This window comes from Kitasatospora sp. NPDC056531 (genome assembly GCF_042794375.1).
Classification (GTDB): Bacteria; Actinomycetota; Actinomycetes; order Streptomycetales; family Streptomycetaceae; genus Kitasatospora.
Genome location: NZ_JBHTTU010000085.1, coordinates 1 through 11,597 on the forward strand (window position 1 = coordinate 1; position 11,597 = coordinate 11,597).

Sequence of the window (11,597 nt, forward strand, 5' to 3'; positions counted from 1 at the left end):
ACGTGGTCCAGCAGCGCGTACAGCCCCGAACCGCCGATCACACCCAGCTCGGCCCACGGCTCTTCCTGATGCACCGTCATCTCTACCGCCTCTCAGAGGAAGAACGTCCCGGCCACTGTAGGAGCCGGCCGCGGCAGGCTCCGTAAGTCGGAGCCTTACGATTCGCGGACGCCGTACGCGAGCGCAGGCCCGCCGTACCGCCGGTGCTTGCCGCTCATCGCGGCTCGCGTCGCCCGGTTCGACGGGCAGCGCGCAGCCTGAGCGCCAGAGCGACGGCCGCCGCGCCGAACAGGATCCCGGTGATCGCGAGCCATCGGCCGAGGTAGACCTCCTCCGACAGCCCGGTGGCTCCCGGGTAGGGCTCGGACAGGTCGAGGACGAGCGGGAACCAGACGAGTAGCAGGAGACCGGAGAGGAAGGCCGGTACGCGGAGGTAGTTGATCCACTCGACCGCGGCGGCCCGCTCCCGGCGGTGGCGGAGCACGGCCCGGGCCGAGAGGTCGGCGAGTGAGTACAGCGGCAGCAGGATCAGGTCGTGGGCGACGGCCGCGCCGACGAACCAGATCGCCACCGCGAGAGCCCGGTCGGCCACGAGTCGCTCGACGGCGTAGCCGGTGAGCGCGAGCGACGCGAGGAGGACGAGCAGGTGCATCGGGCCGGCGCCGTACCAGCGGGTGAGCCGGGCGAGTCGGGCCATGGTCACGTCCTGAAGGTGAGTCGGCGGACCCATTTGGTGTTGTTCACACCGGGGTTGGCGGGGACGATGATCCGGGCGGGATAGCCGTGGTCGAGGGAGAGGTCGGCTCCGTTGACCCTGAGGGCGAGGAGGGAGCGGAGGTCGCGGATCTGGTTGCCGCGCAGCACCACGGAGCTGTAGGGACCGGGTGGTTGGACCGACTCCACCAGCACGCTCGACGCCTCGGGCAGACCGGCCATGGCGGCGAGGTCGGCGAGCCGGAGTCCGCTCCAGTGCTGGTCCGCGGTGGACCAGCCCTCCACGCAGGCGATCGGCAGCCAGGCCGACTGCTGCGAGATCGCGAGCAGTTGCTCACGGGAGAAGGACCGCACCGCACCGGCGCCGTACAGCTCCAGCCGCCAGTCCGGGCCGACCATCGCCGACGAGACGCCGACGGCGGCGGCCGTCTTGTTGATCTGGAAGCCGTTCGGACCGTCCCCCGGTTCGCGGTTGTGGGGTGCCAGCAGTGCGGTGGTCCGGAGCCGGCCGCCGATGCTCTGCCCCGCGGTGACCGCGAACAGGACCAGGGACCCTGCGCCCACCAGCGCGAGCGCGCCGCGCCGGGCGATCGTCGGGGCGGCGGGGGCGAGCGCCACCAGGCCGTCGGCGTCGGGCGGCTCGGGCCTGGTGTCGGCGAGGCCGGTCCGCAACTCCCCCAGCAGCGAACGCGACTTCAGGGCTCGGACCATCGTTGCCAGCTTGAGGGCCACGTGGACGGCGAACGCCGCGATGAACACCCACGCGCCGTAGAAGTGGAGGGTGTAGAAGGACCCCGGGAAGACGTAGTGGAGCTGGATGTTGAGGATCCCGGTCACGAATTCGAAGACGACCCCGCCGACCAGCATCAGCAGCGACAGCCGCTCCAGCGCGTGGGCGGCGCTGCGCACGGGCGGCCACTCGAAGAGCTTCGGAATCACCGACCACAGCTTGGCCAGCACCACCGGCACCAGGGTCACGCCGAGCGTCACGTGCACGCCCTGGGTGAGCCGGTACAGCCAGGACGGGTGGGTGGGCCAGTCGAAGAGGTAGAAGCCCAGCACGCCCTTGCCCGGGGTCTGGTCGTTGAGCAGGCCGAGGTCCGGGTTGTACGCGGCATAGGACAGGGCCCCGGTCACGAAGAGGACCGGGAGCCCGACGAGCAGCACCAGCCCGAACACCGACGTCAGCCAGGGCCCCCGGATCGGACTGCGCCAGAACCCCGGGCGGAACGGTCCGGGCGGTGCGGGCGCCTGCCCGAGCCCGCGGGAGAACGCCGACAGTCGGACACCCACCGCGGCACGGGTCCGTCCGACGACCCGGACCGCGCCGCGCCAGGTGCTGCCACCGGCCCGGGTGAGGCGCCGCAGCGGATCGGCGGCGCGCCGCCACCGGCTTCTCCCACGCGATCCACCACCACGCCGAGCCCCGACCACCCGCCACCTCCGACCCGGCCCCCACTGTGGCAGCGCGGTTCACCGGTTCCCTGCCGAACGGAAGAGCCGGCGGTCGCCGGCTCTGCGCACAGCCACGGTCAGGACCGGTCGACGCGCGCCCGCCGGACAGCCAACCACCAGCGGCGGACCCGTCCCGGTGAAGCCGAACCCGACCGACGAGAACATCACCCGGACGGACGTGCCTCGGGTCACGGACACCTGGAAGCCGCGCACCCGCCCGCGGGGCTTCAGCGGCGCGACGGGGGGGGCGGCCCGCGCGGCCGGGACGCGTTCAGCGGGCCGCGGTGGGCGGCGGCAGCCGCAGGCCCGCGAGGTCCGGGGGTACGGCGGAGTCGGGGCGGAAGAACGGGGCGGACTCCCCGTCGGTCGCGGTGGCGGGAGCGTCGGTGAGTCGGAAGCGGTCCCGCAGCCGACCGTAGAAGTCGGTGGGCTGGAGACGGATGAGCCGCACGCGTTGCGGGGCGCGGTAGACGCCGATCCAGTCTCCGGGGTCGATGATCCCCCGCAGCTGGCCGTCGATGCTGACCGCGGCGCGACCGGAGTGCGGCAGGATGCGCAGCGCGATCGGTTCGTCGGGAGCGGCGACGACGGTGCGGTTGAAGGTCATGTGGGCGGCGATCGGGGTGAACACCACCGCGTCCATGTGCGGCGAGAGCACGGGGCCGCCGGCGGCGAAGCTGTACGCGGTCGAGCCGGTGGGCGTTGCGACCACGAGGGCGTCGGCCGAGTAGGCGGCGAGCAGCCTGCCGGCGATGTAGACGCCCGCGCTGATCTGGTGGTCCCGGGCGAGCTTCTCCACCACCACGTCGTTGAGGGCGTTGACGTCCAAGGGCAGGCCCCAGCCGTCGCCCACGGTGTGCTCCGGCCGCACCTGCGGTGACGGCAGGGCGGGGCCGCGTCCGTAGCAGAGGAAGGCCTCCATCTCCGCGGGCACCTCCGGCGGCCTGGAGGCGCGCATGGTCAGCGTCATCCGCTCCTCGACCGGGGCGCGGTCGGCGTGGACGGCGTCGAGGGCGACGGTGATGTCGCAGGCCGGCACCTCGGTGAGGAAACCGACCTTTCCCAGGTCGATACCGAGCACGCTGGCTCCGGTCTTCACGGCGATCCGGGCGCCGCGCAGGAAGGTCCCGTCCCCGCCGAGGGTGACGACCAGGTCCGGGTCCCCGGCGGCGCGGGCCTCGTCGCGGCCGGAGCCGCGCCGTCGGTCCTGCGCCCAGACGTCGACCTCGGCGCAGGGGACGTCGTGCGCCTCACACCAGGCGTGCACGGCGCGGGCGGCCTCGCGGGCAGCGCCGCGGCCCTGGTGGACGACCAGTCCGACGCGGTGCACGGGCATGGAGGACCTCGTCTTGTCGCCACGTTGCGACGGCTCTGCCCGCCGGGGTGCAGTGGCCGCGCTCTTACCCGACCCATGGTGGGGCCTCGGCGGGCGATCGGCTCGCCGGGACGGGACCGTCGGCGGCCGGCCGGATCGGCCGTTGCGGGCGCGCGTTCCATGCGTGGGAGCGAGCGGTCAGCGGTCCTCGGGGCCTTCGGGGTGGCTCAGCTCTGGACGATGGCCGGGTCTTGGGCCCGGCCGTGGGTGTGGTCGTGGGCCCGGTCGTACGCGGGGAGGAGCGGGTAGTCGGTGTATCCCGCGGGGCCGGCGGCGTAGACGGTGCTCCAGTCGATGTCCGCGAGCGGGGCGCCGGCGGCCAGGCGGGCCGGCAGGTCGGGGTTGGCGATGAACGGGCGGCCGAACGCGATGACATCGGCCAGGCCGGTCTCGATCAGGCGGGCGCCGCGTTCGCCGGTCATGTCGGTGTTGGCGATCAGCGTCCCGTCGAACAGTGGGCGGAAGTGGGCGAACATGCCGTCACCGGCCAGGTCCTGGAGCGGAGTTCCGGTGAAGTCGTGGGTGGCACCCATCAGCAGCAGGTGCGACAGGCCCGTCAGGCGGGCGACGACGTACTCGGCGGCGGGCAGGGTCTCGTCGTTGGCCTGGAACGGACCGGATTCGTGCATCGGGCTCAGCTTGATCCCGGTGCGCTCCGGGCCGACGGCGGTGGCGACCGCGTCGACGATCTCCAGGGTCAGGCGGGCCCGGTTCTCGATCGACCCGCCGTAGGCGTCCGTGCGCAGGTTGGTGGCCTTGTTGAGGAACTGCGCCGGCAGGTACAGGAAGTTCGCCAGGATCTGCACGCCGTCGAATCCCGCCGCGATCGCGTTGCGGGCGGCGGTCGCGTAGTCGGCCACGGTCCGGCGGATCTCGGCTACGGACATCTCCCTCGGGGTGACCGTCGGCACCCGACCGGCCGCGGTGACGCTGCGCTGGACGGGGTCGACGGCCGACGCGGACACCGGGAGCGCCCCGGCGCGCAGGTCCGGGTGCGAGATGGAGCCGGTGTGCCACAGCTGGGCGATCATCCGGCCGCCCGCGGCGTGCACGGCCTCGGTCACCCGCCGCCAGCCGGCTACCTGCTCCCCGCTCCACAGCCCGGGCGTGTCGTGCCAGCCGAAGCCGTCCGGGCTGACCGCGGTGGCCTCCCCCACGATCACCCCCGCCGCGGCGCGCTGGGCGTAGTAGGCGGCGTGCAGTTCGGTCGGCACGTGGCCGGGGTTGTCGGCGCGCATCCGGGTCAGCGGGGCCATCGCGATCCGGTTCGGCAGCTCCAGGTCGCCCATGCGGACCGGCGTGAACAACGGTGCGGGATTCATGGAGGTCTCCTTCCATCGCCCATCACGATGTCGGTCAACATTGTTCTACGCCCGCCGCCGCTCATTGTCAATGTCAATCGACATCGTCTAGCCTTGACAGACAGAAGGAGGTGCCCGCATGGGGGTGTCCAGGGAGAAGGCGGCGCAGAACCGCAGGGCGATCGTGGCAGCCGCCGAGACGCTGTTCCGCGAACGCGGCGTCGAGGCCGTCGGGCTGGTCGAGCTGATGGCGGCCGCCGGCATGACCCGCGGCGGCTTCTACAACCACTTCGCCTCCAAGGCGGCCCTGGTGGACGAGGTCGTCGCCGGATCCATGGCGAAGGGGGAGGAAAACCTCGCCGCCCTCCTGGAGCACTCCCGGCAGCAGGGCCAGGACCTGCTGGACGGCCAGATCGACTGGTACCTGTCCCCCGAGCACCGCGCCGACGTCGACCACGGCTGCCCCAACGCCGGATTCCTCGGCGACGCCCCCCGGCTCCACGAGGAGGCCCGCACCGACTACACGGCCGGGCTGACCGCCAACATGCGGATCTTCGCCCGCGCCGTCCAGGAAGCCACCGGCCTGAGTGAACCGGACGCCTGGCGGCGCGCGCTGGCCCTGTTCAGCCAGATGGCGGGCGCACTGCTGCTCGCCCGCGCGGTCGCCTCCACCGATCCGGACCTCTCCGACCAGGTACTCGCCGCCGCCCGGGAGGACCTGCGCGCCCGGGCCCACCAGCCCTGACCTCGGGCATCACCGCCCGACGGGGACGTGGAGAAGGTCACCGGCCGGAAGCCGACCACCTTCCGCGAGTTGGTCCGTGTGGGGCATGACCACCCGCGAAACCGTCATCGGCGTCCAGGACCCCCAGCACGCCATCGCCTATCACGAGGCCGTCGCCCCGCACACCACCAACGCCGCCCGCCTGCTCGGCGAAGAGCATCCACGCGGCACCCTCGCCCCCGGCCGCCTCGCCGACCTCACCGTCTGCGAGCGAGACCCCGCCGTCTGCCCGGCCGAGGGCCTGCGCGACCTCGACCCCACCCACACCCTGGACTCTCAGGTTGCCGTCTCACCCTGCAGCAGCTCGGGACCGTCCGGCCGCCGCGGCTACGACGGCCAACCGGCGCCCCGGGAACGGGAGGTGGCCGAACCACTCAACCGTGGAACGGCCAACCGCGACATCGCCCGGGCCCCGGTCGGGCGGCGAAGGTCGATTCCCTCGTTTCCCTCGTTTCGGAGCGGTCCTCCGATCCCGCGGGACTGACCGATCCGCACCGCGGACGGGGCCTCTGTCAGGCGTTCCTGCCGCGTGCGGCCACCCGCCAGCGGTCCACGAGCCTGCCGCCGCTGACCACGGCGACGTCGTCGACGAGGTTCACCGCCACACAGACGTGGTTGGGGATCACGCGCAGCCGCTCGCCGAGCGCGGGAAGGTCGCTGTCGGCGGGCCAGACCACTGTGGCGTGGTGTTCGGACAGCGCCGTGATACGGGCTTCGGGGTGGTCCATGAGCCGGCCGAAGCCCGTCGTCCATGCGGGTCGGTCGCCGCCGAGGACCTTGCTGCCCGCGTCCAGGACCACCCGCCGGGGTGTGGCGCCGTCCCCTTCGTGCCGGCTGACGACGGTCGCCGCCACCGTCAACGCGATGTCCTCGATGGAGCACCGGCCGAGTTCGAACTGCTGGGCGTCGCCGAACACGTAGACGCCCGGCCGCGCCTCCGTGATCGACGAGGTCCCGGTCAGCTCCGCGGTGGGCGTGGAGCCGCCGCTCACCCGCGTGACCTCGAAACCCGCGGCGACCAGCAGTTCGACGGCCTCCGCGAGCGCCTTCTCCTCCTCCACGGCCGCCTTCGCGGGCATCTGCGGTGCGTAGCCGTGGCCCGGGAAGGTGAACACGCCCCCGACCCGGAGCCCGGCGCGGGCCGCCGCCCGAGCCACCTCCACGGCCTGCGCCGGGCTGACACCGCTGCGGTGGTGGCCACTGTCGATCTCCACCAGGACCTCGATGTCGCCGGCCGCGTCCCCGAGGTGCCGACCCGCCGCCTCGGCCGCTTCGACGGAGTCCGTCCCGATCGCGATCCTGGCCCCGGTGCCGAGTCGGCGTAGCCGTTCCGCCTGCCGGGGCACGATCCAGAGCGGATAGGCGATGAAGAGGTCGGTGACGCCGTGCTCGGCGAAGACCTCGGCCTCCCCGATGGTCGCCACCGTCAGCCCGACCGCCCCGGCCGCGAGCTGTCGCGCGGCGATCTCCGGCATCTTGTGGGTCTTCGCGTGCGGGCGCAGCCGCAGGCCCTTGGCCCGAAGCGCGGTTGCCATGCGCTCGATGTTCCGCTCCAGCACGTCCAGATCGACCATGATGTCCGGGGTGTCGACCTCCACCGGGATTCTGGGCATCTGCTTCCTTTCGACTCGAATCGCGCCGCTATTCTCGCTCCACCGAGACCGGTTCGAGCAACCCGTACGGGGCTGCGGCGAAGGCGGCGGGCGCGGCGGGCACCGGAGTGATGGTCCCGGCGGCGGCGAGGGGCCCGCGCCCATGTCGGCGGCGCCGCATCGGATCCGTCCGCGGCGATGAGCCGTACCGCCTTCCTGCCACCCGACGCCCGCGCCGCCGACAGCCACTGACGACGCGGTCCGGCTCCGCCCGACTCCGTCGGATCGAGGCGTCCGACGGCTCCCACTCCGTCACATGCCCGGCGGGTTCTGGCCCAGGTAGCGAAGGCTCTGTTTGAGGTAGGCCCGTGGGTTGGTGGCCAGATGGCGGGCCCAGCTGGGCTTGGTCTCGCCGCGCAGGTGGGCGTAGCAGGCCAGCGCGTAGCCGAACATCTGCTCGGTCAGGTAGCCGAGCCGCGAGTACGACCAGCCGTGGTTGCTCTGGCTGAAGTTGAAGGCGGAGTTGGCGGTGAAGATCCCGAGGCCGAAATAGACCGTCAGCAGATCGGTGAGTGGTTCGTGGTCGCGCCGGTCCGTGGAGATGCGCTGCTCGTCGAGGAGGCGGACGTGGCCCAGCTCGTGGGCGATGGTGGCGACGAGGGCGACCGGACGGGCGGCTTGGCGCTGGTCGATGGCGATCACCGGGCGCCCGTTCTCACGCCGGTAGTGCCCGGCGGCGGAGCGGGACTTGTGGTCGAGTCGGAGGCCGGCGACCATGACCTGCTCGCCGTCGTCCGGCTCGATCTCAATCGTCAGGCGGTTGGGCGCCACCTCCAGGTATCCACAGAGCTGGGCGATCATGCTCCGGATGTCCTCGTCGGAGCCCTCGTACGGTCCCGGGAAGAATTCGGCGGTCGGCAGGACCGGAGCACGGTTCAGCACGTCACGGCCGAACTCGGCTGTCAGCCAGGCCATGGACCCCTCTATCCAGACCCGTTCGTCCGGCCCGACCGGGCACTTCGGCGAGAACAACGCCATGACACCCCCCAGTGATCACGGCCATCATGCAGCACGAGCGGGCAGCGGTGACGACCGCCCTGGTCAGACCGGCCTCCCCAGCCGACGCCAGCGCCACTTGTCAGCCCGATGCCCGGCGGCCGACCGGGAGTGGTCCCGAACGGCCGCGGGGGACGGTCAGAGCGGCAGGCCCTGCCAATCGCCGTAAGTGGTGGCCGTCGTGCCCGTCCAATTCCTTGCCATCGGGCTCTGTTTCCGGACGAGCCCGCTCCTTCGTCGACCTGCGCGTCAGCGGTGTCGGAGTCCGCGGCGAAGACCGAGCCGGTGAGACTTCCCGTGCCGCATGGACCGCGTGGACGGGAGCGGTGACGGGCCGTCCGGAGCGGACGGCCCGTCGGTGCGCGACGTGTCGGTCAGGGCGCGAGGTCGGACGGTGTCCGCCAGCTCACCAGACGGGCCCCGTCCGGTGGGAGGTCCACGACGTCCTGTCCGAAGACCCGGTTGATCGAGCTGCTCCCGTTCAGCGAGATGTCGGCGCCGTAGACGTGCAGGGACACCGCGCGACCGGTGCCGCCGTTGGACACCCGGTGGATGTCCTCGTCGGGCGGCAGCAGGAGCTGCACCCGGCCGGGAGAGCAGGTGGTCCGGCCGGACGGCACCAGCACCCTGCGACCGGATCTGGGGAGCCGCCACAGCCGGTACGCCTCGTCCACCTCGACGCCCTCCACCACACCTGACACGCACCAGGCGACATGGTCGTGAATCGGGGTGGACTGCCCGGGCAGCCAGGTCAGGGCCACCACGGAGTGCGTCCGTCCGGCGTGCAGCAGCCGCTGCGAGTAGCCGTCGGTGTCACCGGCGCACAGGTCGTCGGGAACGATCAGCCCGGCCCGCAGGTACTTACGCAGGGTGTCCGCGGTGAGCTGGGCGGTCAGGACGTCCGCGGCGCAGTAGCGCGCGAGGTCGGAGAGCAACTCGTCGAGGTTGGATCCCGGTTCCACGCTCTACCGCCCCACGCCGGTGAGCGCGCGGACCTCGAGCTCGGCGAAGCCACGCCCCTCCGCTTCCTCGTCCCGGCGGCGGCCGCCGGCCAGGGAACCGAGGACGGCGGCCGCGAAGCCGATCGGGATCGAGATGACCCCGGGGTTCTGCAGCGGGACCGGTGCGGTGGTGGTGCAGGAGATCAGCGCCGTGGCGTTGCCGACCTGCTTGCTGGACGCCTCCACCCCGCAGTCCTTCGCCTGGGCGGCCGTCAGCTTCACGGCGTGGACCGTGCCGCTCGCGCCGCCCCAGCAGATCGGGGAGAGCAGCACCAGGCCGATCGAGCTGACCAGGCCCGCGTAGATGCCGCACTTGGCGCCGAAGGTGGTGAAGCGCCTCCAGAACAGGGTCAGCAGGATCGCCGGCAGGTTGGCCGAGGCCGCGATGGCGAAGGCCAGCGCCACCAGGAACGCCACGTTGAGGTCCCTGGCGAAGATCGACAGGGCGACCGCGACCGCGCCGATGACCACGGCGGCGATCTTCGCCGTGACCAGCTCCTGCCGCTCCGTGGCCCTGCCCTTGCGGATGACGCTGGCGTACAGGTCATGGGCGAAGGACGACGACGAGGTCAGGGTGAGCCCGGCGACGACCGCGAGGATGGTGGCGAACGCCACCGCCGCGACGAAGGCGAGCATCAGGGAGCCGCCGGTGGTGCCCGCGCCACCGCCGAGGTGCTCGGCCAGCAGGGTGGCGGCGGTGTTGCCGGACGGATCCTTCTCCTTGATCGTCGCCGTGCCGACCAGCGCGGCCGCGCCGAAGCCGAGCACCAGGGTCATCAGGTAGAAGACCCCGATGATGCCGATCGCCCAGTTCACCGACTTGCGCGCGTCGCGGCCGGTCGGGACGGTGTAGAAGCGCACCAGCACGTGCGGCAGCGCCGCGGTGCCCAGCACCAGGGCGACGCCGAGGCTGACCAGGTCGAGCTTCGACCAGCCGTCGGTCGACCCGTACTTCAGGCCGGGCTGCAGGAAGGCGTCGCCCTTCTTGGACGCAGTGGCGGCGTCCCCGAGCAGGTGACTGATGTCGAACCCGTACTTCGCCAGCACCCACAGGGTCATCACGGCCGCGCCGGCGATCAGCAGCACCGCCTTGACGATCTGCACCCAGGTGGTGCCCTTCATCCCGCCGACCACGACGTAGACGATCATCAGGGCACCGACCCCGACGATGGTCCAGATCTGCGCGGAGGCACCCTTGACGTCGAGCAGCTGCCCCACGATCGTGGCCGCGCCGACCATCTGCGCGATCAGGTAGAAGATCGAGACCACGATGGTCGACACGCCCGCGGCGGTCCGCATCGGCCCGCTGCGCAGCCGCGCGGCCAGCACGTCGGCCATGGTGAACCGCCCGGTGTTGCGCAGCAGTTCGGCGACCATCAGCAGCGCGACCAGCCAGGCGACCAGGAAGCCGATCGAGTAGAGGAACCCGTCGTACCCGGAGAGCGCGATGATCCCGGCGATGCCGAGGAAGGAGGCCGCCGACAGGTAGTCGCCCGAGATCGCGATCCCGTTCTGCAGCGCGGAGAACTGGCCGCCGCCGGTGTAGAAGCCGCCGGTGCCCCGGGTGCTCCGCCGTGCCCAGAGGGTGATGACGAGGGTCACCGCCACCAGGGCGACGAACAGGCCGATGGTCAGGCCCTTGTTCGATGCCGACTGCGCCGTTGCCGCGGCGAGCGGAAGGTGCTGTGTCATGCCTGGTTCTCCGTCACTTCCAGGTCGCCGCCGCGGCCGGCCGGGGCCGGGGCCGGGGCGATCGGACGGGACGCCGCCGCGCTCCGCAGGGCCGCGGCCAGCGGGTCCAGCCGCCGGGCGGCGAACCGGCCGTAGGCCAGGGCGATGCCGAAGGTCGAGACGAACTGCAGCAGTCCGAAGACCAGGGCCACGTTGATACTCCCGACGACCTTGGTCGCCATGAAGTCGCGGGCATAGGCCGAGCAGAGGACGTACGCCAGGAACCAGAGCAGGAACGCCGCCGTCACCGGGAACACGAACCTGCGGTAGGCGGCGCGCAACTCGGTGAATCGCGGATCGTCGCCGATCCGGGGTGTGTCACCCCGCGACGACGCGGCCGGGTCAATCATGGGAATCCTTCTGAGCAGTGCGGAACTTGCCGAAGGCCCGACCGTAGAAGTGCCCGGTAGACGAGCGATCAACGCGCGGTCAGCGACGGTCCCGGCCCGCTCAACGGGCCCTCGTCAGCCGTGGATCCGCTCCATCCAGGACTCGGGATCGGGGGGGGGAGGGGGGGGGGGGCCGTGCGAAGCGACCCCCGGACCAACCAGGCACCCGCCAAGGGGGACAACACTCTCAGTACATCCC

General features: G+C 72.0%; 11 protein-coding genes. 2 read left to right on the top strand and 9 right to left on the bottom strand.

The window, feature by feature from the left end; genetic code table 11:
- Positions 1-214: 214 nt before the first annotated feature.
- The 4 genes from ACFQ87_RS36880 to ACFQ87_RS36895 all read right to left on the bottom strand — a co-directional run bounded on the left by ACFQ87_RS36880 (position 215) and on the right by ACFQ87_RS36895 (position 4,866).
- Positions 215-697: a hypothetical protein gene (locus ACFQ87_RS36880; RefSeq protein ID WP_380615337.1), complete on the bottom strand. Its 483-nt coding sequence runs from the start codon at positions 695-697 to the stop codon at positions 215-217.
- 2 nt (positions 698-699) lie between these two features.
- A complete protein-coding gene (locus tag ACFQ87_RS36885) occupies positions 700-2,007 on the bottom strand; it encodes a molybdopterin-dependent oxidoreductase (protein WP_380615308.1) in 1,308 nt (435 codons plus the stop codon).
- A gap of 433 nt (positions 2,008-2,440) precedes the next feature.
- Positions 2,441-3,505 (bottom strand): NAD(+)/NADH kinase, encoded by a 1,065-nt coding sequence (locus tag ACFQ87_RS36890; protein ID WP_380615309.1) that lies wholly within the window; start codon positions 3,503-3,505, stop codon positions 2,441-2,443.
- Between the two features lie 206 nt (positions 3,506-3,711).
- Complete coding sequence (locus ACFQ87_RS36895; RefSeq protein ID WP_380615310.1) at positions 3,712-4,866, bottom strand: alkene reductase; 1,155 nt, start codon at positions 4,864-4,866, stop codon at positions 3,712-3,714.
- Between the two features lie 118 nt (positions 4,867-4,984).
- Here ACFQ87_RS36895 and ACFQ87_RS36900 point away from each other — a divergent pair, with 118 nt between their 5' ends.
- Together ACFQ87_RS36900 and ACFQ87_RS36905 are read left to right on the top strand one after the other, a co-directional pair.
- Positions 4,985-5,590 (top strand): TetR/AcrR family transcriptional regulator, encoded by a 606-nt coding sequence (locus ACFQ87_RS36900; protein WP_380615311.1) that lies wholly within the window; start codon positions 4,985-4,987, stop codon positions 5,588-5,590.
- Between the two features lie 76 nt (positions 5,591-5,666).
- Positions 5,667-6,113: an amidohydrolase family protein gene (locus tag ACFQ87_RS36905; protein WP_380615312.1), complete on the top strand. Its 447-nt coding sequence runs from the start codon at positions 5,667-5,669 to the stop codon at positions 6,111-6,113.
- A 28-nt stretch (positions 6,114-6,141) separates the two neighbouring features.
- Here ACFQ87_RS36905 and ACFQ87_RS36910 read toward each other — a convergent pair whose 3' ends face one another.
- The 5 genes from ACFQ87_RS36910 to ACFQ87_RS36930 all read right to left on the bottom strand — a co-directional run bounded on the left by ACFQ87_RS36910 (position 6,142) and on the right by ACFQ87_RS36930 (position 11,359).
- Positions 6,142-7,242 carry an alanine racemase gene (locus ACFQ87_RS36910; protein ID WP_380615313.1) on the bottom strand — a complete coding sequence of 367 codons (1,101 nt, stop codon included), beginning with the start codon at positions 7,240-7,242 and terminating at the stop codon, positions 6,142-6,144.
- 291 nt (positions 7,243-7,533) lie between these two features.
- Positions 7,534-8,196 carry a hypothetical protein gene (locus ACFQ87_RS36915; protein WP_380615314.1) on the bottom strand — a complete coding sequence of 221 codons (663 nt, stop codon included), beginning with the start codon at positions 8,194-8,196 and terminating at the stop codon, positions 7,534-7,536.
- Positions 8,197-8,651: 455 nt separating this feature from the next.
- Entirely contained in the window at positions 8,652-9,239 is a 588-nt protein-coding gene (locus ACFQ87_RS36920; protein WP_380615315.1) for a cysteine dioxygenase, read from the bottom strand.
- A gap of 3 nt (positions 9,240-9,242) precedes the next feature.
- A complete protein-coding gene (locus ACFQ87_RS36925) occupies positions 9,243-10,970 on the bottom strand; it encodes a cation acetate symporter (protein ID WP_380615316.1) in 1,728 nt (575 codons plus the stop codon).
- Positions 10,967-11,359 carry a DUF485 domain-containing protein gene (locus ACFQ87_RS36930; RefSeq protein WP_380615317.1) on the bottom strand — a complete coding sequence of 131 codons (393 nt, stop codon included), beginning with the start codon at positions 11,357-11,359 and terminating at the stop codon, positions 10,967-10,969. Before ACFQ87_RS36930 ends, ACFQ87_RS36925 begins: the two co-directional genes overlap by 4 nt.
- Between the last annotated feature and the right edge of the window lie 238 nt (positions 11,360-11,597).